Origin of the sequence: Paenibacillus sp. J2TS4 (assembly GCF_018403245.1) — a bacterium.
Taxonomy (GTDB): Bacteria; Bacillota; Bacilli; order Paenibacillales; family NBRC-103111; genus Paenibacillus_L.
The window spans coordinates 24116-49152 of sequence record NZ_BOSH01000008.1; the positions used below are offsets into that span (position 1 = coordinate 24116).

Below are 25037 nucleotides of genomic sequence, written 5' to 3' on the forward strand. Positions count from 1 at the left end.
TTTATTCTTAACTATATAATGGACTGTTAACCTTAAACCAACATTAAAAACAGCTAAAGAGGAGTTAAAAAGTAAGAATCGATTGGGAAATCCAGTCTTCAGGATAAATGCTGCTCCACTTCCTGTACGATTTCGCGTGCTTTATCCGCCCATTCTTGTCCTATTTCAGCGTCCTTGTCTACCGGCGTTTGGAACTGATTGATCAATCCTCCCATAATCTGCATGTCGGCCTGGGGGTCGGAGCTTTCCCTATAAAGATGCCTCAGAGCAAAAGGTTGACCCAACTGAATAATCGCATCAGAGCTGTCATGATCCCCGTCGAAAGTACCATGTGTCACCTGAAAAGGGATGCGGAGCCACATTTGCTGCTTTTCATCCAATGCCCGGTCGAAGCTTCCCTGCCCGTATTCCCAATTTCCTCCTAAAGTAAAATCTATTTCCTGCAAGCTTCGATACAGATTGACAAAAGCCTCTTCGCGATTTTCCAAAGATGATGAAATCGGAATCAATAAACTCCACTCCTTATCTTGAAATCATTTTCTCATAGCATTTTCGAATATCGCCCTTTTTATGTGCCTGAAGGCAATCATGGGGCTTTGGGGAAAGGCCTATTTACAGCCCTCAGTTGGCCGCGGTCCTGCAGCGAGTAAACCTATATAAAGAACGCCGAAACGGTTTCGACTTGCCGTTCCAGCACTTGTATCACCTCAAAAAGAGAAAAGACCGCCACTTATGTGGCAGCCCTTGTTATGTTATTGCTAACGGGTTCCTATTTTGTTTGCGCAGTAATATATCTTATTTTACAATAACGAACGTTATCAGAAAAATTAAATGCGGGTCCAATATATAAAGCTAAAACAAGCACATCACAAAACCATGGAGGTCTTTAACGATGTGCTTGTTACATTTCCACGAGCCATTTATCTTTTGAACGCCTCTTCGAGACGTTCTTTAATGAACTGACTGTTTCTCCGTCTATTCGCCCGCTGCTCAAGTATAACCTGCGCCGCGCTTTTCTTAGAAGGTGCAAACAACAGCGCCTCCTTCGGCTGCGTACCTACTGCTTCCGAAATAACTCCGTTCAACGATACATAAACCTTAGTTGCCATGCTGCATCCCTCCTATCAGCATACGTGCAAATTCGAACGCCAATGCATTTTTATCTATTATAACACGTATAACGCTATCTTTGGAAGCCATGAACTTGTCGGTGTTCCATTCCGGTCCACACGGCAAATGAAACGTCATAACATGGTTTGGGAGCCGGAGGCAAAAATAAAATGTACAATTCGATTCCTTGAAGAATACCTGATCGTCTGGCTCTGGGTTGCTGTACGTAAGTGCAACAAAAGAGTCTTTGTTGTCCAGCAGGTAATAATCTTCTCCAGTGGCAGATCCCGTCTTCTCCATTACCACCATGCGGTCATTTTGAAACTCATACAAGGTGACGGCCGAGCAATCACCGAAAGAGCCCACTGGTTCCTTAACGAAACCATAGTCGTATTCCACAACATCACCCGTCACCGAACGTTGGAAGGTTTCCAAAAAAGCTTTAAGACTGCGAAATCCAGCGATATTAACAATCGGTATGACATTGGTCAGTATATCGTAGAAATGTTCGTGTTGATCTAATTGGCGCTCATTCGTTTCAATCGCATCTTTAAATGGCATCAGTTGGATGCCTCTTCGCAATAGATCACTGAAATACACTTTCCAGTCGGGAGCGACAGCGAGGTTTAAGTCCTCAAAATAGATGCTCCGTCCAACAATGTCATGGAGTAAAAACCAAACGTAGGGATCGACTTGAGAAGACAGATCCGCAGAACGGAGTGCCGTAACGATTTCCGAAGCCTTTGGAAATGAAGACGTTTCCGCTTTACAGGCCTCTATGTACTCCTCTATAATGGCCTTCGCCTTTGCGAAATATTCTGCCTTCACCGCACTATCCACAAACACAAGAATGGTTTTGCGCCGAGCACAAGCTTCAATAAGCTCCATATGCGTAACGGTACGCTGGGATTCTTTATAAAACGTGCCAGCCTTGTTGGAAATGAAAAGCAAAAACGCATCTGATTCCCGTACGCACTCAATGCACTTTTGTACAGGATTAGTATGGATTTCCCATGCTCCGAAATTTCGTTCAAACAGCATCGGTTCATGCCCAAGCTCATGCAGTATTTCCCACATGCTCTCTCGTAGAGGCCGGAGTGAATCTTGAGCGACCGAGCTTATAAAAATCTTAGTTTTCGTGAACATGGCGAGTCCCACATCCTGTCACACGCGTTATCAATTTACTATCTTCTACTATAACATACTTTCAGAATGTGGCAATTATCGAGTGATTTCATTCAAGTTAATTAGATAAAAATATTTAATTGAAAAAGGAACCCGCTTATTCGCATGGTTCCCAATGGAATCCTTTATTTTCGCACTCCTTCGCTAGGATTGTTCTGAGCGGGATGCTTGGCGTTCTTCTCCACAACCTCTTCGGCAAACTCGGAATTATAAAGCTCCTGGTTTTGCTTGTTCTTCTTGCCTTTCTTTTTCACTCATTTCACCTCCTGATTGGTAAGTATTATGGTCCCGTCCGATTTATTTATGTATCTTCTGATTGGCATGCCAAGTTCCCCAAGCTCCCCATCGGCCAGAGCCCCAAATTTTAAAAAAGCAACCCGTTCGGCAACGGGCTGCTAAGCTCAAACTTTTATGGAGTTAACGGAAAATCGACAGGAATGGCCTGCCCCGAATTAAGACGGTCCATCATCACCTCGGTCACACTGCCGTCTCCCCGTCTAAGCACATACACCTTGACGCTTCGTTTACCCCACTCGGAGTAAACCTGATCTTTGGTTTGAAAATACAGATCTATTTTTTTTCCTTTAATGGCACCTCCGGTATCCGCTACCACGCCAAATCCGTACCCCGGTATATACATCAACGTTCCGATTGGAAACACTTTAGGGTCAGCGGCAATGGTCGAAAATCCATCCTTTTCCCTTCTAACTTTGACGCCGGAATACGTAATCCCATAGCCGGGATGTCCCGGATGCTTACCTGTGGATTCGACACCGGCATAATAGCCGGTAGCGACGACTTCCACCGTTTCCGCTTGCTGCAGATTGGAAAAGAGAAGCTCATAATCTGTGAATTCAGCGGTGTCTGCCGCTTCCGCGTCAAAACGGCCGATAGACGAGGATGACGTAGTCTGGGCGCTTAGCTGATCAGCTTCGATAAAAGCTTCAGACTCACTAGCAAGCATCCCTGCCAGTGTAAGGACAACGATAAAAAGCAGAAACAGGTGAAGCCACTTTTGACGCAAGGTCAAGGAAAACATATTTGGATACCCTCCCTAATAGGGGAGGATGCCCAAATGATGGCCGTTTATACATTTGGTAAATAGCGGAAAATAATCTAGTCGACTCTTTTTGCCGTAATTTCTTCCCGCAGCCTTTCTATTATATGATCTGGAAGATATTCACCCAGAATCTCTCCCCGTCTGCGTACACTTACCGTCCCACTGGCTACCTCTTGTTCGCCAACGACCAGAATATATGGGATTTTACGGAGCTGGGCCTGGCGTATTTTGTAGCCCAGCTTTTCTCCGCGGCAATCCGCTTCTGCCCGAATTCCGTTCCCTTGAAATTTCTCCCGCAACTGGAGAACATCAGCATTGAATTTATCCGATACGGAAAGGATAACCAACTGCACGGGGGCAAGCCAAAGCGGAAAGGCTCCCGCATAATGCTCGGTCAGAATTCCTATAAACCGGTCGATCGAGCCATATACTGCACGATGGATAACTACGGGACGATGCTTTTCGTTATCCTCGCCGATAAAGGACAGGTCAAATTTCTCCGGCATTTGAAAATCCAGTTGAACGGTAGCACACTGCCAACTGCGCTTCAAACAATCGAGAATATGGAAGTCAATTTTAGGTCCGTAAAAAGCACCGTCTCCTTCATTGACAGTGAAATTCACACCCCTTCTTGCAAGCACATGGGCCAGAGCTGTTTCGGCGCGTTCCCATAACATCTCCGATCCCATGGAATCGTCCGGCCTCGTCGACAGCTCCATTCGGTATTCGAAACCAAATATACCGTAAATATATTCTATAAGGTTGAGGACCTGCTCAATTTCTTCTTCGATTTGATCGGGATGAACGAACAGGTGAGCGTCATCCTGGCAGAAGGTTCTCACTCGGAACATCCCGTTCAAAGCTCCCGATAATTCATGGCGGTGAACCTGGCCGAATTCTGCCAGACGAATGGGCAGGTCCCGGTATGAGCGCAGCCGATGCTTGTAAAGCAGCATGTGACCCGGACAATTCATCGGCTTCAAAGCAAATCGGGCTTCATCGACTTCCGTGAAATACATATTGTCGCAATAATGATCCCAATGTCCCGATTGTTCCCACAATCGCTGATTCAGCATTAAAGGAGTCTTCACCTCTTCGTACCCGCGGGATTGCTGAAGCCCTCTTAAAAACTGCCCCAATTCATTCCGAAGGATAGTACCGTTAGGCAAATAAAAAGGCATGCCAGGAGCTTCTTCGGAGAAGAGGAACAGCTCCAGCTCCTTTCCCAGCTTGCGGTGATCGCGCTTTTTGGCTTCCTCGAGCAGATGCAGGTGCTCATCAAGCTGCGACTTCTTCGGGAATGCCGTACCGTAGATTCGCTGCAGCATCTTGTTCTTCGAATCTCCGCGCCAATAAGCTCCCGCTACACTGAGCAGCTTGAATGCCTTGATCCGGCCTGTGGACGGCAGATGCGGTCCGCGACAGAGATCAAAAAATTCCCCTTGATCATAGATCGTAATGACCGAATCCTCCGGCAAATCCCGGATCAGCTCCAGCTTCAGCGGGTCCTCCAGCTCTTCAAAGATGCGCAGCGCCTCTTCGCGGCTGACGACCCGTCTTTGGATCGACAGATTCTCCTTGATGATCTTGTTCATTTCGGCTTCGATCTTGGCCAGATCATCCGAAGACAGCGGCGTCTCCAAATCGATATCGTAATAAAACCCGTCCTCGATGACCGGACCGATGCCCAGCTTCACCTTCTTCTCGCCATAAATGCGCTTGATCGCCTGAGCCATCAAATGCGCAGTGCTGTGTCGATATACCTCCAGCCCGTCTTCGCTGTCCAGCGTGACGATTTCTACCTTGCTGTCTGCGTCGATCGTCCGGTTCAAATCTACGACTTGCCCATTAATCTTGCCAGCCACCGCATTTTTCTTCAAGCCGGAGCTGATCGAACCGGCCAGTTCCTCTACAGTCGTTCCCTGCTCATACTCCCGGACCGCTCCATCCGGAAAAGTAACTTGAATCCCCATCTGTAACCCTCCAATGTTTTTCTTGAAATTTCGTTGACTCTTTTGTCTAAGGAGCTGTGCTCCCCGCAGCTCTTGCCAAGGCCAATCGCTGCTTTGCCCTAAGGCTGACTGCAAATGTGCAGGCGAATCGATAAAAAACTACCCGTTTTCAAGGATTGGCTGCAAATATGCAGGCGATTTTTCGTTTTTGGCGAAAATAACCAGAAATCAGCTGATTCTGCTGTACTTTCGCAGTAGATTCATCGCCAGGATGCCGAATAGGTCCAAACCACTGCATTTTTGCATTCGCCCCCTGGCTATTCTCACCGCGTCTTAAATGAACGCAAAAAAACGCAGCCCGCCCAAAAGGGACGAGTGCGTTCTGCTCGTGGTTCCACCCTTATTCGATTCGCCCATGTCCAAGATGTGTTCAGACAACCTAAACGGCTGCCGGACCAGCATCAGGTAACCAGGCACCGAAGCCGAATGAGCCTCTTCTTCGCCTGATTCAGTTCGCCCACACAATAGCTGAGGGCCTAAAACCGATAGAAATCGGAATTAAAATGGCTGTACGAATCCTCTAAGTATTCGATAACGGGAATAATCCGGTAACATTTACTTTCGCATCGCTTATCGAGACGGTCATGGGATACATCCATATCCAATCTGTAGCCATCGGGTATTCATTCTCCAGAGTCTCCGAACGATAAGCTCAATGCGGGTTCCATATCACAGCTGCAAAGGGGTAACGCCTCTCCCGGAATCAGAAGAAGCTTGCAGCCCAAGGCTCCTCTCTCTGTACAGTCCGGACAAGGGTCATGTCTTTGGTCATGGCCTTTAGAGTCATATGCTGCTTTTCTTAGATTTACTTTGCTTCACATACACTGGACTAACTTGGCTTCAAAAAAACTTGGGGCGTGCTTCGCATAATTTTCCATGCCCAATATGAGTTCTGAACGATTTACATAATCATGTTTTATTCGCCCGTATCTTGATGCTTTTTGCTGCGTATTTCTTCCAGAATCATGTTAGCTGTATCTTCTATACTGTGAGCACCTATATCCCCTTGCCCTCTTCGACGAATAGAGAGGGTTCCGCCCTTTTCCTCGTTCTCCCCTACTACAAGCATAAAAGGGATTTTCTCCAATTGAGCTTCACGGATCTTGTAGCCGAGCTTCTCGTTGCGCTCGTCGGCTTCCGCGCGAATTCCTGCCGCTTGCAGTGCTTCAACCGCTTGGCGGGCATAATCATTGTAAGAGGGCGAAACGGGCAGCACTCTGGCCTGAATCGGAGCCAGCCACGTCGGAAGAGCGCCGGCGAAATTCTCCAGCAGGAACGCCGTCATTCTTTCCATGGTGCTGATAATGCCACGATGAATGACGACCGGGCGATGCTTCTGTCCATCTTCACCGACATATTCCAATTCGAATCTTTCCGGGAGCAGAAAATCAAGCTGGGCCGTGGACAAGGTTTCTTCTTTTTTCAAAGCCGTTTTGATCTGCACATCCAGCTTGGGCCCGTAGAATGCCGCTTCCCCTTCCGCCTCGTAGAACGGGAGCCCCATTTCTTCGACAACCTCTCGCAGCATTCGTTGGGACATTTCCCACATTTCATCGTTCGGGAAGTATTTTTCGGTATCCTTCGGATCACGGTACGATAGACGGAAACGGTATTCCTCGATGCCGAAGTCGCGATAGACTTCACGAATCAAGTTGACGACACGCGTAAATTCCTCCTTGATCTGATCAGGGCGGCAAAAGATGTGAGCATCATTCAAAGTCATCGCCCGCACCCGATGAAGACCGGTCAACGCCCCGGACATTTCATAGCGATGCATCGTGCCCAGCTCGGCAATACGCAGCGGCAAATCGCGGTAGCTGTGCATTTCGCTTTTATAAATCATCATATGGTGAGGACAGTTCATCGGACGGAGAACCAATTCCTCATTATCCATCTTCATGACAGGAAACATGTCTTCCTGATAATGATCCCAGTGTCCGGAAGTTTTGTATAAATCGACGTTTGCCAACACCGGAGTGTACACATGCTGATAGCCGAGACGCTCCTCCAAATCGACAATATAGCGCTCCATCGTGCGGCGAAGCTTCGCTCCATTCGGCAGCCACAGCGGCAGACCTTGCCCTACTTCCCGCGAAAAAGAAAAGATTTTTAATTCTCTTCCCAGCTTGCGGTGATCGCGCTTTTTGGCTTCCTCGAGCAGATGCAGGTGCTCATCAAGCTGCGACTTCTTCGGGAATGCCGTACCGTAGATTCGCTGCAGCATCTTGTTCTTCGAATCTCCGCGCCAATAAGCTCCCGCTACACTGAGCAGCTTGAATGCCTTGATCCGGCCTGTGGACGGCAGATGCGGTCCGCGACAGAGATCAAAAAATTCCCCTTGATCATAGATCGTAATGACCGAATCCTCCGGCAAATCCCGGATCAGCTCCAGCTTCAGCGGGTCCTCCAGCTCTTCAAAGATGCGCAGCGCCTCTTCGCGGCGGACAACCCGTCTTTGGATCGGCAGATTCTCCTTGATGATCTTGTTCATTTCGGCTTCGATCTTGGCCAGATCATCCGAAGACAGCGGCGTCTCCAAATCGATATCGTAATAAAACCCGTCCTCGATGACCGGACCGATGCCCAGCTTCACCTTCTTCTCGCCATAAATGCGCTTGATCGCCTGAGCCATCAAATGCGCAGTGCTGTGTCGATATACCTCCAGCCCGTCTTCGCTGTCCAGCGTGACGATTTCTACCTTGCTGTCCGCGTCGATCGTCCGGTTCAAATCTACGACTTGCCCATTAATCTTGCCGGCCACCGAATTTTTCTTCAAGCCGGAGCTGATCGAACCGGCCACTTCCTCCACAGTCGTTCCCTGCTCATACTCCCGGACCGCTCCATCCGGAAAAGTAACTTGAATAGCCATCTGTAAACCCTCCAATGTTTTTCTTGAATTTCGTTGATTCTTTCCAATGCACTCGCGAGCTTGCCCTAAGGCTGACTGCAAATGTGCAGACAAATCGATAAAAAACTACCCGTTTTCAAGGATTGGCTGCAAATGTGCAGGCGATTTTTCGTTTTTGGCGAAAAGGGGAAGAAATTAGCTGATTCTGCTGTACTTTCGCAGTAGATTCATCGCCAGGATGCCGAATAGGTCCAAACCACTGCACTTTTGCAGTGGCCCCCCTGCTATTCTCACCGCGTCTTAAATGAACGCAAAAAAACGCAGCCCGCCCCAAAAGGGACGAGTGCGTTCTGCCCGTGGTTCCACCCTTATTCGATTCGTGTAACACGAATCCTCTAAGTATTCGGTAACGGGAATAATCCGGTGACATTTACTTTCGCATCGCTTATCGAGACGGTCATGGGATACATCCATATCCAATCTGTAGCCATCGGGTATTCATTCTCCAGAGTCTCCGAACGATAAGCTCAATGCGGGTTCCATATCACAGCTGCAAAGGGGTAACGCCTCTCCCGGAATCAGAAGGAGCTTGCAGCCCAAGGCTCCTCTCTCTGTGCAGTCCGGACAAGGGTCATGTCTTTGGTCATGGCCTGCCGTTATTTCATTTACTATATGCAACGGAGTTAAGCAGTGTTTACTATAGTAGATGCTTGTTTGATTATCAATTATAAATTCATCATGTCGGATGGTCAAGCAGCATTTTATTGCTGGCATTTTATTGAGGTCTATGGATCCTTTTTAAAGTATGGCTTTGAGGGTTTACACCGAAATCAATATCAAATCCAGAACTCGCCACAATCCGCTAAGGAATCAAGAATGAAGAGTGCACAATTCCACTCGGTGCTCAAAAATTTGTTGAATCGTTTTGATCACCTGAAGCTCGGGCTCTCGGGTATGAATGTAAATTTTTTGTGGAGAGACCGAAAGCAGCGCACTGACGATCAGGTCCTCCTCGCTCTCCTCCGCATCGAACACTTCCCCCCGATTTATATGAAACAGCTTCGGGTCTATCGGCTTCATATGCTCGTTAAGCAATTGGAATTCATGTCCGCCCTTGTGCATCAAATGAGCGGCAGGAATGACCGTATCCTGCACATATACATAATATTTCAGCAAGGAAATAAAATCCTGATACTGCTGCTCCATCATCATTTCTTCAACCGCGTAATCGACAGCCTCCTCGAGCTCCCTAGTATAATCCCCCAGTCTGAACCGCATAAATCCTGTAAGATGAAGGACTGGAGTTTCCAGTAAATAAGACTGGATGGCCGACGATACTTTCGCTTTCCGCCGTCTTTTAATATCGAACGGATGGGCATCCTCCGAAGAACCATCCAACAGTTCCTTGCAGTAGCAAGAAATTTTATCTGTCTCTTCTTGACTGCAGCGGTACTCTTTAACAATAATTCGATGGATAATTTTTAACTCCTCACAGTCAACGATGTATTCCGCCAGCACGCGGCCTACAGCCGTTCCCGCTATTTTACGCGTCTCCTGTTTTAATACTCCCTGTTCCCCTGAAACCCAATGAATGGTTACCGTGAAGCGGCCGGCATCGTAATACAGCTGGTATACGTTATCCGATCTATTTATTTTTTGCAGTTCCTTTTTTAACGTTTGAACCAAGACAGCATAATGATTATCCGGCATCTCCGGCAAGTATAATTGAAACAGCTTCATCCCGCACCACTCCTTTCCGAACGAAAGTTCTTTTTTAAGTATATGGTGGTCGAAATGGAGATATACGATTAAACTTTATATGATGTAAACATTGGAAGTTGTGGGTAAATGAGGTTGTAGGGAAGATGCTTTTCTTATCGCTAAATAAAATTGAGGGATTCAGGAAAAAATGATAACTTCCTTATGTGGTTAGAAAATCAAGTTATACCTTAACCTAAGAAAAGTTAATTCCAAGCTTTTAATAATACGCGGCAGGATGTGGTTTTATATGAATAGCCCCTATTCCCCTTATACGACCTTCACTCCACCCGAATGGGGAAAATTGTACGATGACTCATCCGAAAGCTCATCGCTTACTGCTGAAGACCTGCTGGCTCTGCAGGGGATTAATGAGTCTCTTTCCCTGGAGCAAATTCGAGAAGCTTATCTTCCGCTTTCAAAGCTGTTGAATCTCATCGTCGAAACAACTATAGCCATGCGGCAAGCGAAAAACCTTTTCCTGAAAAAAGCTTCTGGAACCGTGCCCTTTATTATCGGGATTGCCGGCAGTGTAGCCGTAGGCAAGAGCACTACCGCCCGTTTACTGCAAAAGCTGCTCTCCTGCGGGCCTTCCCATCCTCGTGTGGATCTGGTCACTACTGATGGATTTCTGTATCCTAATGAAGTGCTGGTTCAGAGGGGAATCATGGCCAAGAAGGGATTTCCTGAAAGCTATGACACGCGGAGGCTGATTCAATTTTTGGCGGATGTTAAATCCGGCGTTCCCCAAGTCGAATGCCCTGTCTACTCTCATTTGGAATACGATATTGTTAAGGGTAAGAAGCAACGGGTGATCCAGCCCGATATTGTCATTATGGAAGGGCTTAATGTACTGCAAACGAACACTTTAAATTCTGCCCCGGACGTTTTTGTATCGGATTTTTTTGATTTCTCCATATACGTCGATGCGGATAGTGCATTGATAGAGAACTGGTACATTGATCGGTTTAAAATATTACGAAACACGGCCTTTCAAAGCGAGCATTCTTACTTTCACAAATACTCAACCCTGACGGAAACGGAGGCGGTAGATACGGCCCGCAGCATTTGGCAGGAAATTAATTATTCGAATTTAATCCATAACATTTTACCTACACGAAGCCGTGCAGATCTTATTCTGACTAAGACGGAACAACATAAGCTCAAATCCGTCCATATAAAAAAATGAGTCCCGATTCCGGGCATTTCCGGAAAATCGAGACTGTGCGCGCGATAATATTCTATTCCGCAGGAGACGAAGCAGCTCTTGTTACTGCGGTAAGGTTTCACCAGCCAGCCTAGAGGGTGATAAGTCCTTCACGGGAAACCGTAAGCTGCTCATATCCGGCGGAGGTTATGACATAGCTATTTTCTATCCCGACAACGCCCTGTCCAGGGAACGTAAATTTGGGCTCGATGGCTAGGACCATGCCCGGCTCCAGCGGGTATTGAAATCCTTTGGCCAGTACCGGATACTCATCCATTTCCAAGCCGATGCCGTGTCCGATAAATTTAACCTGCTCGGCCCCGTACCCCATAAAATGCTCCCGCAACCCGCTTGGATCCACCTGCTCCAGCGAAGCAGCGTATAATTCCTGGCACACCGCACCCGGCTGCAGCCTCGTCTCCGTCGAACGAAGCACTTCTTCTGCGAGTAAATAGGCGGCGTATAAATCGTCAGGAAGCTCGCCGATGACGACCGTCCGCGTCTGATCGATGACATAGCCGTTAATGCAGCAGCCGATATCGATCAGGATCGGTTCGTTCCTGCGAATCCTGCGAACGCTGGAGCTTTGCGGGCTGGCCGCGCTCATTCCAAGCCCTCCGGTCGGGCCGTCAAAGTAGGTCGGCTGCGCAATCGCCTCTCCCGCCCCTACTACACCGGTGATGATTTCTTGGTTAAAGCCGCGCGTCCGCATCATCCCCAAATGCCCTTGCAACCGAATGGCCTTCTCAATGAGGCTCATCAGTTCTATTTCCTTCATTCCCTCCTGAAGGGCATCCAGCCCTTCTTCGAAAGCGTGATCGATTACAGCAGCAGCTTGTTTGATCTGAGCTATTTCATCGTTCGTCTTGATCATTCGAGTTTCACGTATGAGGGTAGACCCATCCACCCATTCCACGCGAGGAAGAGCGGCCTGCAAACGATGATACCACTGAACCGGAAGGACATCGAATTCAGCCGCTATGACCGGACGGGCTCCTTCGCGAAAGATTTCGGTAAACGTTTGCGCCAATTTGGATTCGAACATTCTCAGCGATCCGAGCTCCTCGACAGGCATGTAAGACTCCGTGATCGCCCGGCTCAAGCTTCGCCTGACATAATATCGAGGCTCTCCTTCGGCAGGAACAAACATAAATCCGGTCTGCATCGAGCCAGTCAAGTAATATAAATCCACATTTTGCGCAATCAGCATTCCATCGATAGCCTGTGCCTGCATTTTAGCCTGTAACCGGCTCAGGCGGCTTTGATAGCTAGTTGGCTCCATCGTTGTTCCTTCCTTTCCAACACCTCTTCCGATTCAGGAGTAAGTAAATTTAGGCTTTCGTTTCTCGAGAAACGCGTCAACCCCTTCCCGATAGTCTTCCGTTTCAAAGGAATCCAGGACCAGCTTGGCGATTTCATCCGTATCCCGAGTTTCTCCCTCGCATACTTTGCCGATAATATATTTCGAGCCGCGGACGGCAAACTGCGCATTCCGGCAAATTCCTTCGGCATATTCGTAAGTTTTGGCCTTGATTTCATCGCTTGAATAGATGCGGTCTATTAACCCGATGTTGAGAGCCTCTTCGGCATCCAAGAGCCGCCCCGTAAACAAGATGTCCTTCGCTTTAGCCGGTCCCACCAGGTCAACCAAATTTTTCGTTCCGGGTAAATTGTATACAAGACCAAGCTTAGCCGGCGTGATGCCAAACTTGCCGGACCCATCGGAAAAACGGAAATCGCAAGCTAAAGCTATTTCGCAGCCGCCGCCGACACAAAAGCCCTGGATCATGGCAATCGTCGGTTTGGAGAGATGCATAATTTTTTCCTCCGCGACGAGTGTGGCTCGATTGTAACGATCCGCAGCCACCGCTGTATAACGCAATGTTTTAAACTCACTAATGTCCGCTCCCGCGGCAAAAGCCGATTCGTCCACTCCACGAAAAACGACAAATTTGATTTCTTTGTCCTGCTCGCATTGATCCATCAGTTCACCGATCGCAACCCACATTTGGTAATTCATCGCATTTCGTTTGTCTGGACGATTTAAATAGACGGTGGCGATTTCACCATTTTTCTCCATATATACATAGTTTTCAGACATGTTCAACCTCCGTTCATCCCTGTTGGATGTTCATTGAATAGCCCCTTCTTCACGCAGCTTCTGAATGGAATCTGCCGATAGCCCGACAGCTTCCAATACTTCGTTGGTATGCTGACCGAACGTCGGGGAGGGGGTCCGGATCTGTCCGGGAGTCAAAGAAAATTTGGTTGGAATGCCGATCGTTTTCATCAGGCCGATGACAGGATGCTCCAGCTCCTGCACCATACCTCGCGCCAAATAATGCGGGTCCCGAAGCGCTTGCTCGAAATTGTTAATGGGTCCGGACGGGACGCCGGCTTTCTCGCATTTTTCGATCCAGACCTTGTTGGGCTGCCCGGCGAGAATCTCTTCAATCATCGCCTCCAGCTCCTCCACATTTTGCTTCCGGTCGGTATTGGTCTTGAATCGGGCATCTTCGATCCACTCCGGTTTCTCCAACACATCGGTACAAAATCGTTCCCAGGTCCGTTGATTGGCACATCCCAGCATCATATAGCCGTCCTGCGTTTTGATAGATTGATAGGGAGCCAGAACCCGATGACGCCAGCCCGTCGGACCCGGAATAGTCCCATTGGTGAAATAGGCGGCCGCTTCCCAAATAAACCACGGCAGCCCGCTTTCTACGAGCGACACGTCAACATGTTGTCCTTTCCCGGTTTTTACCTTATGAATATAAGCGGCAAGAATGGAGTAAGTGGCGGTAAGACCCGCTCCAATATCGTAGACGGCAATCCCCGATTTCATCGGCTTCTTGCCTTCTTCGCCCGTCATGCTCATCAGGCCGGACATCCCTTGAGCGACCAGATCAAATCCGCCCTTATGCGCATAAGGACCCGTCTGGCCATATCCCGAGATAGAACAGTAGACGATGCCGGGATTGATTGTCTTAATCGTGTCATAATCAATTTGCAGCGACTTGGTTACTCCCGGACGATTATTTTCCACAAGAATGTCCGCAGATTTAGCCAGCTCATAAAATATTTCTTTCCCCTGCTCGCTTTTCAAATTCAAGGCTATCCCTTTTTTATTTCTATTGATTTGCGCAAAACAGGTCGATTCTCCATTGACGAAGGGACCCATTTGCCTGGAATCGTCGCCGCCGTTAATTTTTTCGACTTTGATGATTTCAGCCCCCAAATCTCCAAGAACCATCGTACAGTAAGGACCTGCCATGATTTGTGATATATCGAGTACGCGAATTCCTTGTAAGGGCAGCATGTTGTACACTCCTTTAAACTCAATTCGATAGTATCGTTCTATTTATTTAATAGGGTTACTTCATAAGAGAAGGTAAAAAAGTTACGACAGGCGGGAAGATCATCATAAGCAAGATGGTAATGATAATGCACAGAATGAATGGGATCGACGCCCGGAATACCTGCAGCACATCGACCTTGGCAATCGACGAGGCTACGAATAGATTCAATCCGACCGGCGGAGTCAACACTCCGATACTTAGATTGACGGTCACCATAACACCGAATAATATCGGGTCTACTCCGAGCTCGAGAATCGTCGGGAAAAAGATCGGTGTCAGAATAATCAGGATGGACACCGCGTCCAAAAACATTCCTGCCAGTAATACAACTAGATTAATAAGCAGCAGAATGATAAAAGGATTGTCGGAAACCGACAGAATCGTGGCCGATACTTGCTGCGGGATTTGTTGGGTCGTCAACGTCCACGACAGTAAATTAGCGGTTGCCATTATAATCATGACAACAGCGGCCGTTAAAGCGGCGCGGCCAAATACGTTCATTAAATCTTTAATCTTGATTTCCCGGAATACGAAAACCGATAGCAGAAAGGCATATCCGGCGGCAACAGCAGCCGCTTCCGTAGCGGTAAAGATACCGGTTACGATTCCCCCCATAATAATGACGGGCAGCATAAGCGTTGGAGACGCTTTCAGTGTAATTTTTAAAAATTGCTTGAAAGTGATTTTATCGCTTATCGGAAACATCTTTCTTTTGGCAATAATAAAGACGGTCAGGATAAAAGCCAGACTCATCATCAGCCCCGGAATGTACCCGCCGACAAACAATTTACCAATCGACACCTCAGCGATGACGCCATAAATAATAAGCGGGATACTGGGAGGGATAATCGGACCAATCGATCCTGCGGCAGCGACTACCCCCGCCGAGAAATCAGCCGGATACCCTTCTTTCTTCATCGCCGGGATCAGTGTAGCTCCGACGGCCGCCGTATCTGCGGAAGCCGAGCCGGAAATTCCCGAGAAGAATACCCCTGTCCCGATGCCGACCATAGCCAAACCGCCGCGAATTCTTCCCACGATAGCTCTCGTAAAGTTGACAATCTGTCCAGCGATGCTTCCGGTATTCATCAGTTCCCCGGCCAGGACAAACAACGGAATAGCCAGAAGTGGAAAGCTGTCGATGCCGACGAACATTTTTTGCCCGATCATCTCCACCGGAACCTCTCCCGTATTCAGCAAGAACAGAACCAGAGCGGAAATTCCAAGAGAAATAAAGATCGGTATACTCAAAATGATGGAGATCAATAAAACAATGGCGAATATAAGCAGTATCATCATAGGGTCCCCCCGTTGGGTTGGGATTTCTTGTCGCTCACGGCCTGCTTGATGTCCGTCCACAGGCGGATGATCGTAATCAGCATCATGAGAGCAGCCGTAATCGGGATAACGGAATAGACATAGCTCATTTTGATCGAAAGTCCCGGAGAGGTCTGAAATCCGGCAATTTCCAACAAGGAGAAGCTCCCCGCCATCATCAAACCGAGAAATACCAGCATGGCGGCAGACCGGATGATCAGGAACACCACTTTAGCTTTAACAGGCAGCTTTACGATCAAGTTATCGATTTGGATGTGCAAATTTTGCCTCAGGGCGATAACCGCCCCGAAGAAGGTCATCCAGATCATTAAGAAACGAACCAACTCTTCCGACCAGGTAAGCGAGCTTTCCATAAAGAATCTGTAGAACACCTGGGCCAACACCAGCGCGGTCATGACCATCATCACAATAGCGAGAAATCCTATCTCCAATTTTTCTAAAACCGAAGATTTTCCAACCGGTCCTTTCTCGGAATCTGTAATCATTTGAACTCTTCCTTTCGGCTGGTTTCATTCGTCATACAATCTATATATAAGCGACACTAAAGAATAGCTCTCATTCCGTTCCGAAGGAAAGTGCCCCCGAAGCTTCAAACATCTTGTTTCGTATTCCTTATTTATGGGATAGGCCTTCGGATGGTAGGAATACAAAGCCAAAACTCGCCCTGGAAGCATCTTTCTTTCTCCACTTCATGAGCTATCCAATCATTAGCTCAGCTTATATATTATTCCCCGCGAATTCTCTCCACCAAATCTTTTAATTGAGGATTTTTTTGATAAAAATCTTCGTAAACCGGTGCACTGAGCGCACGGAAGGGTTCCAGATCAGGAGTAGTCACCTTCATTCCATTATCCATGAGGGTCTGCTTGTCTTTCTCTTGCTCCTCGCGGAATATTTCTCTTTGGTATTTGCTCGTTTCAAAAGCGGCTTCCTCAATAATTTTCTTCTGATCATCCGGCAATTTGGCGAACCATTTCTCGCTGCCGACAATAATAAAGGAGCCCCACATATGATTCGTCTCCGCCACATACTTCTGGACTTCGTAAAATTTCGAGGAATTGATTGTCGGGTAAGCGTTTTCTTGTCCGTCGACAACTTGCTGCTGCAAGCCGCTATACAGTTCATTGAAGCTTAGAGTGACTACATTGGCGCCGAGCGCTTGCAGGTTGGCGATCGAAATCGGCGCTTCCGGCACGCGGACTTTCAAGCCTTTTAAATCTTCCGGTGTGTTGATCTCTCTCTTGCCATTGGTGACTTGACGGAAGCCGTTCTCCAGATAAGCAAAGCCGTGAAGTTTCTTACTAGGGAGGTCCGATAAAATTTCCTGTCCGAGCGGTCCGTCCAATACAGAATCCAGATGAGCGTAATCCTTAAATAGATAAGGCAGATCTAAAATATTTATTTTCGGATCAATATTTCCTAATACAGGACTTACATAGGCCATATGCACCGTGCCTAACTGCAAATGCTCAATAACATCCCGTTCTCCGCCCAATTGACCATTGTCGAATACTTCAACCTTGATCGCCCCATTGCTTTTCTCTTCGACCAGCACTTTGAATTTTTCGTTGATGGCCCTTACAGCCGGGTGCTTGGCGTTGTTGATAGCAGAAAACTTAAGGGTCATTACCTCTCCGGATGAGCCTGTACCTTTGCCAGCCGCCGAAGTATTGCTTCCGCAACCGGTTACAATAATGAGGATGGAACAAACTAATGCGAGCCACAATGCTTGATTCCTAACGGTTTTCATAAAAGGCCTCCCCCTAGTATGGCGTTTCGCCCCGGCCTTCTGCTTCGGCCGCATAGGGTCGGCAGAAGACGGAGGAAATCGCTTTACAACTTTTATTTACTTAGCTATGCTTACCTGATTAACCAGTTTGGTTTCCGCCAAATTTTCGATAACTTGGCAGACAGCCGTATGATCGAGATTGCCTTTGCCTTGTGTTTTAGCCGCATGATATAGATTGTAGGTCGTGGAGCCGATGAAGGAAGGAATCAGATTTTCCTGAGCCATCTTGACGTAGAGCTCCATGTCCTTGTGCATATGATTGAGCATGAACTTGATGTTCTCGTAGGTGTCGTTGATAATATTCGGACCGAAGAAAGCGAGAGTGCGGCTGCTTCCGACGCTTTTGCCGATGACGTCCGCCATTTGTTTAATATCGAGCCCTTGTTTAACGCCTGTGGCGAAGGCTTCCCCGAGGGCGACGGTCGTCGCGGCTACGACCATGTTGTGGCATAATTTGAGGGTCTGTGCTAATCCGGTATCTCCGATATATTCAATATTGCTTCCTACACATTTCAATGTGGTGAGCAGCTGGTGAAATTTCTCTTCCGGTCCGCCGACCATAATGGTCAATGTTCCGGCATCCGCCCCATCCGGTCCTCCGCTGACCGGACAATCAAAGTACGAAATGTCTCTTTGCGAACAAAGAGCGGCCATTTCTTTAGTGGTAGAAGGATCAATGGTGCTGAGATCTGCTATAAACGAGCCTTCCTTGAGGCTGTTGATAATGCCTCTTTCCCCTGCCAGAAGCTCACGCACGACTTGCGGTCCCGGCAAACTGAGGAACAGAATATCTGCATGCCTAGCCACTTCATCCGGAGCCTGGGCCGATTTGCCGCCTAATGCAGCGATGTTGGACTTGCCTGATTCTGATTTGTCATAGGCGACGACATCGAAGCCATGTTTAATCAAATGCTTCAGCACACCTTTGCCGATGGCGCCCACGCCGATAATACCAGCCTTTTTCATATTCCATTCCCCATTTCTAGTTATGAAAGTCTATAATCAGCCGTTAAGCTTTCATATAAACCGTTTTCAACTCGACATAAAATTCGATAGCAGACTTACCTTGCTCACGCGGTCCCAGGCTTGTCTGCTTAATGCCGCCAAAGGGGAACTGCGATTCACTATAGGTGCTTGGCAAATTGACATGGGTTACCCCAGCTTCAATTCCATCAATATAAGCTTGCGCTTTACGCAGATCGTTCGTATAAATCGTAGAGGATAAACCGAACGGCACGTGGTTCGACCACTCCAGAGCCTGCTCGAAGGAATCGACGACCATGATCGAGACTACCGGTCCGAAGATTTCTTCCTGGGCAATCGTCATCTCGGGAGTGACATCGGTAAAGATCGTCGGCTCTACGAAGTAACCGTTTGCATATTCTCCTTCTGTCAGACGATTTCCGCCAAGAAGCAGCTTTGCTCCTTCCTGCTTGCCGATGGCAACATAGTGCTCGAAGGTTTTGACTTGTCCTACATCGACTACAGCGCCCATTGTCGTCTCGGCATCCAGAGGATTGCCTACTGTAATTTGCTTCGCTTTGCTAACCAGCTTGTCGGTTAATGCCTCCGCCACCGACCGCTCTACGATTACGCGGCTGGTTGCTGTACATCTTTGACCGCATTCGCCAAACCCGCCGAATATAATATGATCTACCGCAAGGTCGAGATCCGCATCGGCCAGAATGACGAACGGGTTCTTGCCGCCCATTTCCGCTTGCATCCGAGCGCCGCGCTCGCATACGATTTTGCCCAGTGCGGTTCCAACCTCTGTCGAGCCTGTGAACGATAGGGCTTTAACCTGCGGATGCGTCGACAATACTCTGCCGGCGGGACCTCCTGGACCGGTAATCATATTCAGCACGCCTTTGGGAAGGCCGCATTCCTCCAGCAGTTGAATGAACATCACGCTGATCAGCGGGGTGTTGCTCGCCGGCTTGAACACCGCCGTATTGCCTGCTATTAACGCGGGAGTAATCTTCCAGGCCGCAATTCCGAGAGGAAAGTTCCACGGAGCGATCAACGCGACGACACCGACAGGTTCTAGTGTAGTATAAGCGAAAACTCCGGGGGTTTGCGATGGAATTGTTTGGCCACAAAGCCGTGTCGATTCTCCGGCTAAAATCCGCATGGCCGCGATCGAACGATTGACCTCACCGCGTGCTTCCGCCAACGTCTTTCCACTTTCTCTGGCTAACTCAGTCGTAAATTCGTCCGCGCGCTCCTCCAGCTTTTGAACCGCTTTGAAGAAGATTTGTCCCCGTACCGGAGCCGGCGTGCTCCGCCATTCCGGAAAAGCTTTCGCTGCAGCTTCTACGGCAGCGGTTACATCGGTTTCGTCGGATTTGGCGAATTCGCCCAATACTTCCGTTGTGTTAACCGGGTTAACGCTTACAAAAGTGTCGCCACTAGCTGCATCTACCCATTCCCCGCCAATATAATTTTGATAACGGCTCAAATCGTTCAGCTCCTTTTACTCAGTAAATAATTTCCATGGTTCGTTGGTCAGACCAACGAACCTATAAACAGAGTATAAGGGGGCCGACACAAAATTGTCAACACTACTTTTTCTCTCTATCAGGGGATTTTCCCAGTTATTCGTCACTTTTTAATTGACTATTTATAAATTCCGCGTTGACTCTCTGTTGAGAATAGTCGATATGATAGAACATTTTCTCTCCCGCAAGCTGACCATTCTGGTCCTTGATCGCCATATAGATATCATAATGCTGCTCATAAATAATGTTGTTATAATTCGGATAAGAAGCCAGAGTTTTTTTAGTAAATGCGACACTGTACTGCATCAATCCCGCTATCACTTCCATCACGGCATTAAACAAACTATTCCCCGCTGCCTGGGTAATGGCACGGTGAAACATGACGTCGGCGGAGATCAGATCCTCCTGCTCGTCTTTGCTGGCCAGCATTCTATCCAATTGCGCCTTGATCGCCTTCAAATCCTCTTCCGTTCTTCGCTCAGCCGCCATCTGCGCAGAGCATACTTCAAAGCATTTGCGGATTTCATACAATTCCCCATGCGGCTCCTCGTGAGTGGCGAGCAGCATCATCGGAAATAGCTTTAACAAGCTGGACACGGAAGGCACCTTGAGTATTTTCCCTTCCCTCGGCTTGACCTCGATCAGATCCATAACTTCCAGCACTTTAAAAGCTTCGCGAATCGAAGAACGGCTCACATTAAGCGTTTGTGCCAATTCACGCTCAGGCATGATTTCATCGCCAGGGAGAAGCTTTTTCTCCGCAATCAGATCCAGAATTTGATTGAGAATCAATTCGAATATTTTTTTGTTCTCGATGGGGATTAAATCATTCTTCATCACCAAGTGACCTCCTTGTTAAAGTACGTAATTTTTATATAAAGGCCGAATTCCTTTTTTGTCAATCTAATATTAAATTTCACCGCCCTTTCTAGATTTGACAAAAAAACCGCCCCGATTCCGGAACCTATCCGGACATCGGGACTGGTTTATTGTGGCCAGAAATTTGGTTTAATTCTGCATAATAAAGTCTTTATCCACTGCGTCAGACTCTTCGAACATCCGAATAATCTCGTAGCGGGTGTTACGCTGTGCCGGTATTTTGCCAGCCTCGCGAATGAGCTTGAGAATAGTGCCGATATTCACCTTATGAGTTGTGCCCGCTGCAGAGACCACGTTCTCCTCAATCATCGTGCTGCCGAAATCATTACAGCCGTACTGAAGAGAAAGCTTGCCGATTTCCGGGCCCATCGTGACCCAGGAAGATTGGAAGTTAGGAATGTTATCGAGCGTAATCCGGCTGATCGCCAGCGTCTTCAAATATTCCTCCGGCGTCGACTTCTCCGCCTTCAGCCGAGTGTTATCGGGCTGGAATGTCCATGGAATGAACGCCAGGTAGCCAGGTGTATTGAACTTCCGTTCTATACACTTGTCCTGGGATTCGCGAACTCTAAGCAGATGAAGGGCCCGCTCCTCCATCGATTCGCCGAATCCGATCACCATCGTGGCCGTCGTATGCATTCCAAGGTTGTGAGCCGTCTCCATGACCTCGATCCAGTCCCGCCATGAGCCTTTAAGACGGCTGATCTTACGGCGCGTGCGATCATCCAATATTTCTGCTCCGCCGCCCGGCAGAGAGTCCAGACCCGCGTCCCGTAGTTCCCGGACGACTTCCTCCAAGGTCAACCCGTTGGATACTTCTTTCATTTTCAAAATTTCGGCAGGAGAGAAGGAGTGCATTTGAATGTCAAAACGCTTTTTAATTTCACTAAGCAAATCGGTATAGTACGTAAAAGGCAGATTCGGGTTCGTTCCACCCTGCATTAAGATTTCAGTCCCTCCGACGTCGAGGGTTTCCTGGATTTTCTGAAAAATCGTCTCGTCCGGCAAAACATACCCTTCTTCGGAACCCGGCGGACGGTAAAAAGCACAGAAACGGCAATAGACATCACATACGTTCGTATAGTTAATATTGCGGCCGACTACAAAGGTCGTAATCGGTTCCGGGTGCCAGCGTTTCATAATTTGATTAGCCGCATGCCCCATTTTTTCAATTTGATCAGATTCGAACAAGGCAATGCATTCTTCCAAATCGATTCTCTGACCATCCAACGCTTTTTGTAAAATTCGGTCTATGGAACTCAAGTCCCCCACATCCCTTCCTATCCATGGCTGCCAAAGGCCAACCATATCTCATCGATTCTTTCATCGTATCATAAAGGGGACCTGAACGTCATTACTTTTTACGCAGCCATTTCCAAACAAGAGACGATCATCCGTCCTGAAACACGGCAACGCACGCCACAAACTCGCGTACGTTGCAAGTATACGGCAGGTTTTGTCAACAAATTGCTCCCAGTTCCCTAACACGCTTAAACAGCTTTGAAGGAATAATTAATCCTCGGCGAGAGCTCTCTCCAAATCGGCGATAATGTCATCGATCGATTCCAGACCGACAGAATAACGAAGCAAACCATCGGTAATTCCCCGCTCAAGCCGGACTTCTCTGGGCATAGCCGCATGGGACATCATGGCCGGGTAGGACAGGATGCTTTCGACGGCCCCCAGGCTTACCGCCACTATCGGAATACGCACCCGGGACAGCAGCCGCTTCGCTTTCTCCCCGCTTCCCAGATCGAAGGAAACAACGGCTCCGTAGCCTTTGGACTGCTTCTCATGAATGGCTCGTCCAGGATGATCCGCCAGTCCGGGGTAATAAACTTTAGCTACATCCAGGCGGCCGGCCAACCAACTGGATAAGCGCGCCGCGCCTCGTTCGGAGACTTCCATCCGGGCCTGCAAGGTCTTCATTCCGCGGATGAGCAGCCAGGAATCCTGCACGCCCAGCACGCAGCCCAGTCCGTTCTGTATTTGCTTTAATTGTTCTCCCAGCTTTTCATTGGCTGCCACGGCGAGACCTCCGAGCACATCGCTGTGCCCGCCCAGAAATTTAGTGGCGCTATGCAGCACGATATCCACTCCGTGTTCGAGCGGTCTTTGGTGATAAGGGGTCATGAAGGTATTATCCAGCATCGTCAGCAGCTGATGCTCCTTGGCCCAGGAGACAACCGCCTCAATATCCGTAATTTTTAAAGTCGGATTGGAGGGCGTCTCAATATAGATCGCTTTAGTATTGGGCCGCAGCGCTGCCTTGACGCGATCGAGATCGGTCATATCGACGAACGTTGTGTCGATATTCATCCGGTTCAATACTGTCGTCAGAAACCGGTAAGTTCCCCCGTAAACATCCTCCGTACAGATAACATGATCCCCTGCTGACAGCATGAAGAACGCCGCCGATATAGCTGCCATTCCCGAGGAAAAGGCAAAGCCTCTTGCTCCCCCTTCCAAGGTCGCTATATACTCCTCCAGCACTTGACGCGTCGGATTGCCGGAACGGGAATAATCGAATTCCGGGGGCTGCTCAATGTCAAAATGATGAAACGTAGACGCCTGATAAATAGGAATACTGGCGGCTCCCGTTTGTTTACAAATCTCGGAGCCAAAATGAATAAGACGAGTGGAAAAATCAGGGCGGGCTGCAGCTTCTTTCTCTGCTATCTGCTCTTTAGTCATTACTTTGACCTCCTTCTTGGACCTGTCCTTCTGCATGCTCCTCCGCCAATGCCGCATCGAAGGCATGAGCCAGATCGCTAATTAAATCATCGATGTGCTCGATGCCAACCGAGAATCTCAGAAGCCGGTCATTCACCCCGACCCGATTGCGAATTTCCACCGGAATATCGCCATGTGTCTGAACCGCTGGATAGGTCATTAAAGATTCGACGCCACCCAGGCTTTCAGCGAAAGCTATCAACCGGATATGACGCAGAATGGGATCGACATACCGGGCCTTTCTTACTTTAAAGGAGAGAATTCCGGTATTTCCCGAAGATTGCTTGCTTTGCAGTACTTGGTCAGGGTGGCTCTCCAGGCCGGGATAATAGACCTCTTCTACCAGTGCATGCTCGGTCAAAAATTTGGCAATTTGCGTAGCGTTGAACTGATGTCTTTCCATTCGCAGGGCGAGCGTCTTCATCCCCCGCATTAACAGCCAGGAATCGTTAGGCCCCAGAACGGCGCCAATCGAATTTTGCAAAAAGCCGATTTGCTCACTTAGTTCCTTGCCCTTGGTCACGATCAATCCAGCGAGCACGTCATTGTGGCCACCCAGATACTTGGTTGCACTGTGGATGACCAGATCTGCACCAAGCTCCAGCGGTCTTTGGAAAAAAGGAGTTAGCAGCGTATTGTCCACGATCACCAGCAAACCTCTGCCCTTCGCCCACTCCGACACCTTCCGCAAATTGGTAATTCTCATCAATGGATTAGTTGGCGTTTCGATAAGAACCGCTTTCGTATTGGCCGTACAATTGCGCTCCAGCTCATCCAGATCATTCGTATCCACATAAGATGCCGTAATACCAAAGCGATTCAAAACCTGCTCGATCAGCCGATAAGTTCCGCCGTACAAATCCAGCGATACCAATAAGTGATCCCCTTGACCGAACATAGCAAAAATAGTTTGCAGCGCCGCCATTCCGGAGCTGAAGGCAAAACCGGCATCCCCCGATTCTAAATCAGCGATGGCCTCCTCGAGAACGGTGCGGGTAGGATTTTTCGTTCGGGAATAATCAAATCCGGTGCTTTCTCCGAGCCTCGGATGACGAAAGGCTGTTGCGTTGTAGATCGGGAAGCTAACCGCTCCCGTGACTGGCTCCGAGATAGAACCGATTTGGGCGAGACGACTTTCGAATTCCATATCAAATTATCCCCCTCTATTTAATGAGTATTTAAGCGAGAACAGACCCTAGCCGATCTGTCACCAACTATCCCAAGCATGGCTTCAGGTGGAGCCTGAGTCCACCTGATTCGC

General features: G+C 48.3%; 22 protein-coding genes. 1 reads left to right on the forward strand and 21 read right to left on the reverse strand.

The window, feature by feature from the left end:
* Positions 1-98: 98 nt before the first annotated feature.
* The 9 genes from KJS69_RS17340 to KJS69_RS17370 form a co-directional block, all read right to left on the reverse strand.
* Entirely contained in the window at positions 99-509 is a 411-nt protein-coding gene (locus KJS69_RS17340; RefSeq protein WP_213585052.1) for a YugN family protein, read from the reverse strand.
* Between the two features lie 411 nt (positions 510-920).
* A complete protein-coding gene (locus tag KJS69_RS17345) occupies positions 921-1109 on the reverse strand; it encodes a hypothetical protein (RefSeq protein WP_213585053.1) in 189 nt (62 codons plus the stop codon).
* Entirely contained in the window at positions 1099-2256 is a 1158-nt protein-coding gene (locus KJS69_RS17350; RefSeq protein ID WP_213585054.1) for a DUF4062 domain-containing protein, read from the reverse strand. The genes KJS69_RS17345 and KJS69_RS17350 overlap by 11 nt, the downstream gene beginning before the upstream one ends.
* 164 nt (positions 2257-2420) lie before the next feature.
* The gene (locus KJS69_RS30005; RefSeq protein WP_283777470.1) at positions 2421-2549 is read right to left on the reverse strand and encodes a hypothetical protein; all 129 of its coding nucleotides are present in this window, start codon (positions 2547-2549) and stop codon (positions 2421-2423) included.
* Between the two features lie 155 nt (positions 2550-2704).
* Entirely contained in the window at positions 2705-3334 is a 630-nt protein-coding gene (locus tag KJS69_RS17355) for a 3D domain-containing protein (protein ID WP_213585055.1), read from the reverse strand.
* 77 nt (positions 3335-3411) lie between these two features.
* Positions 3412-5328, reverse strand: coding sequence for a threonine--tRNA ligase (gene thrS / locus KJS69_RS17360; RefSeq protein ID WP_213585056.1), 1917 nt, complete (start codon positions 5326-5328; stop codon positions 3412-3414).
* 148 nt (positions 5329-5476) lie between these two features.
* Positions 5477-5605 (reverse strand): hypothetical protein, encoded by a 129-nt coding sequence (locus tag KJS69_RS30010; protein ID WP_283777471.1) that lies wholly within the window; start codon positions 5603-5605, stop codon positions 5477-5479.
* A 678-nt stretch (positions 5606-6283) separates the two neighbouring features.
* On the reverse strand, positions 6284-8236 hold the full coding sequence (gene thrS / locus KJS69_RS17365; RefSeq protein WP_213585057.1) for a threonine--tRNA ligase: 1953 nt from the start codon (positions 8234-8236) through the stop codon (positions 6284-6286).
* A gap of 849 nt (positions 8237-9085) precedes the next feature.
* Positions 9086-9955 (reverse strand): putative sporulation protein YtxC, encoded by an 870-nt coding sequence (locus KJS69_RS17370; protein WP_213585058.1) that lies wholly within the window; start codon positions 9953-9955, stop codon positions 9086-9088.
* Positions 9956-10223: 268 nt separating this feature from the next.
* Between KJS69_RS17370 and coaA the strand changes: the two genes are divergently transcribed.
* Positions 10224-11162 (forward strand): type I pantothenate kinase, encoded by a 939-nt coding sequence (gene coaA, locus KJS69_RS17375; RefSeq protein ID WP_213585059.1) that lies wholly within the window; start codon positions 10224-10226, stop codon positions 11160-11162.
* A 109-nt stretch (positions 11163-11271) separates the two neighbouring features.
* On the opposite strand, the gene KJS69_RS17380 is transcribed toward coaA, so the two are convergent.
* The 12 genes from KJS69_RS17380 to KJS69_RS17435 all read right to left on the reverse strand — a co-directional run bounded on the left by KJS69_RS17380 (position 11272) and on the right by KJS69_RS17435 (position 24923).
* Positions 11272-12462, reverse strand: a complete 1191-nt coding sequence (locus tag KJS69_RS17380) for a M24 family metallopeptidase (protein ID WP_213585060.1) — start codon at positions 12460-12462, stop codon at positions 11272-11274.
* Between the two features lie 33 nt (positions 12463-12495).
* Positions 12496-13281 carry an enoyl-CoA hydratase-related protein gene (locus tag KJS69_RS17385; protein ID WP_213585061.1) on the reverse strand — a complete coding sequence of 262 codons (786 nt, stop codon included), beginning with the start codon at positions 13279-13281 and terminating at the stop codon, positions 12496-12498.
* A 30-nt stretch (positions 13282-13311) separates the two neighbouring features.
* Entirely contained in the window at positions 13312-14499 is a 1188-nt protein-coding gene (locus tag KJS69_RS17390) for a CaiB/BaiF CoA transferase family protein (RefSeq protein ID WP_213585062.1), read from the reverse strand.
* A gap of 55 nt (positions 14500-14554) precedes the next feature.
* Positions 14555-15838, reverse strand: a complete 1284-nt coding sequence (locus KJS69_RS17395) for a TRAP transporter large permease (protein ID WP_213585063.1) — start codon at positions 15836-15838, stop codon at positions 14555-14557.
* Positions 15835-16362, reverse strand: a complete 528-nt coding sequence (locus KJS69_RS17400) for a TRAP transporter small permease (RefSeq protein ID WP_213585064.1) — start codon at positions 16360-16362, stop codon at positions 15835-15837. The genes KJS69_RS17395 and KJS69_RS17400 overlap by 4 nt, the downstream gene beginning before the upstream one ends.
* Before the next feature lie 239 nt (positions 16363-16601).
* Positions 16602-17627: a TRAP transporter substrate-binding protein gene (locus KJS69_RS17405; RefSeq protein ID WP_213585065.1), complete on the reverse strand. Its 1026-nt coding sequence runs from the start codon at positions 17625-17627 to the stop codon at positions 16602-16604.
* Between the two features lie 96 nt (positions 17628-17723).
* Positions 17724-18632, reverse strand: a complete 909-nt coding sequence (locus tag KJS69_RS17410) for an NAD(P)-dependent oxidoreductase (RefSeq protein ID WP_213585066.1) — start codon at positions 18630-18632, stop codon at positions 17724-17726.
* A 43-nt stretch (positions 18633-18675) separates the two neighbouring features.
* A complete protein-coding gene (locus KJS69_RS17415) occupies positions 18676-20124 on the reverse strand; it encodes an aldehyde dehydrogenase family protein (RefSeq protein ID WP_249730577.1) in 1449 nt (482 codons plus the stop codon).
* Between the two features lie 136 nt (positions 20125-20260).
* Positions 20261-21001: a FadR/GntR family transcriptional regulator gene (locus tag KJS69_RS17420; protein WP_213585067.1), complete on the reverse strand. Its 741-nt coding sequence runs from the start codon at positions 20999-21001 to the stop codon at positions 20261-20263.
* 171 nt (positions 21002-21172) lie between these two features.
* Positions 21173-22306 (reverse strand): cyclic dehypoxanthinyl futalosine synthase, encoded by a 1134-nt coding sequence (gene mqnC / locus KJS69_RS17425; RefSeq protein WP_213585068.1) that lies wholly within the window; start codon positions 22304-22306, stop codon positions 21173-21175.
* Positions 22307-22555: 249 nt separating this feature from the next.
* Positions 22556-23737, reverse strand: a complete 1182-nt coding sequence (locus KJS69_RS17430; protein WP_213585069.1) for an aminotransferase class I/II-fold pyridoxal phosphate-dependent enzyme — start codon at positions 23735-23737, stop codon at positions 22556-22558.
* The gene (locus tag KJS69_RS17435) at positions 23730-24923 is read right to left on the reverse strand and encodes an aminotransferase class I/II-fold pyridoxal phosphate-dependent enzyme (RefSeq protein ID WP_213585070.1); all 1194 of its coding nucleotides are present in this window, start codon (positions 24921-24923) and stop codon (positions 23730-23732) included. The genes KJS69_RS17430 and KJS69_RS17435 overlap by 8 nt, the downstream gene beginning before the upstream one ends.
* Positions 24924-25037 lie beyond the last annotated feature (114 nt).

Coding starts and splice junctions, on each gene's coding strand:
- KJS69_RS17345 (WP_213585053.1), bottom strand. CDS start 1,109: ATGGCAACTAAGGTTTATGTATCGTTGAACGGAGTTATTTCGGAAGCA.
- KJS69_RS17350 (WP_213585054.1), bottom strand. CDS start 2,256: ATGTTCACGAAAACTAAGATTTTTATAAGCTCGGTCGCTCAAGATTCA.
- KJS69_RS17355 (WP_213585055.1), bottom strand. CDS start 3,334: ATGTTTTCCTTGACCTTGCGTCAAAAGTGGCTTCACCTGTTTCTGCTT.
- thrS (WP_213585056.1), bottom strand. CDS start 5,328: ATGGGGATTCAAGTTACTTTTCCGGATGGAGCGGTCCGGGAGTATGAG.
- KJS69_RS30010 (WP_283777471.1), bottom strand. CDS start 5,605: ATGCAGTGGTTTGGACCTATTCGGCATCCTGGCGATGAATCTACTGCG.
- thrS (WP_213585057.1), bottom strand. CDS start 8,236: ATGGCTATTCAAGTTACTTTTCCGGATGGAGCGGTCCGGGAGTATGAG.
- KJS69_RS17370 (WP_213585058.1), bottom strand. CDS start 9,955: ATGAAGCTGTTTCAATTATACTTGCCGGAGATGCCGGATAATCATTAT.
- coaA (WP_213585059.1), top strand. CDS start 10,224: ATGAATAGCCCCTATTCCCCTTATACGACCTTCACTCCACCCGAATGG.
- KJS69_RS17380 (WP_213585060.1), bottom strand. CDS start 12,462: ATGGAGCCAACTAGCTATCAAAGCCGCCTGAGCCGGTTACAGGCTAAA.
- KJS69_RS17385 (WP_213585061.1), bottom strand. CDS start 13,281: ATGTCTGAAAACTATGTATATATGGAGAAAAATGGTGAAATCGCCACC.
- KJS69_RS17390 (WP_213585062.1), bottom strand. CDS start 14,499: ATGCTGCCCTTACAAGGAATTCGCGTACTCGATATATCACAAATCATG.
- KJS69_RS17395 (WP_213585063.1), bottom strand. CDS start 15,838: ATGATGATACTGCTTATATTCGCCATTGTTTTATTGATCTCCATCATT.
- KJS69_RS17400 (WP_213585064.1), bottom strand. CDS start 16,362: ATGATTACAGATTCCGAGAAAGGACCGGTTGGAAAATCTTCGGTTTTA.
- KJS69_RS17405 (WP_213585065.1), bottom strand. CDS start 17,627: ATGAAAACCGTTAGGAATCAAGCATTGTGGCTCGCATTAGTTTGTTCC.
- KJS69_RS17410 (WP_213585066.1), bottom strand. CDS start 18,632: ATGAAAAAGGCTGGTATTATCGGCGTGGGCGCCATCGGCAAAGGTGTG.
- KJS69_RS17420 (WP_213585067.1), bottom strand. CDS start 21,001: ATGAAGAATGATTTAATCCCCATCGAGAACAAAAAAATATTCGAATTG.
- KJS69_RS17430 (WP_213585069.1), bottom strand. CDS start 23,737: ATGACTAAAGAGCAGATAGCAGAGAAAGAAGCTGCAGCCCGCCCTGAT.
- KJS69_RS17435 (WP_213585070.1), bottom strand. CDS start 24,923: ATGGAATTCGAAAGTCGTCTCGCCCAAATCGGTTCTATCTCGGAGCCA.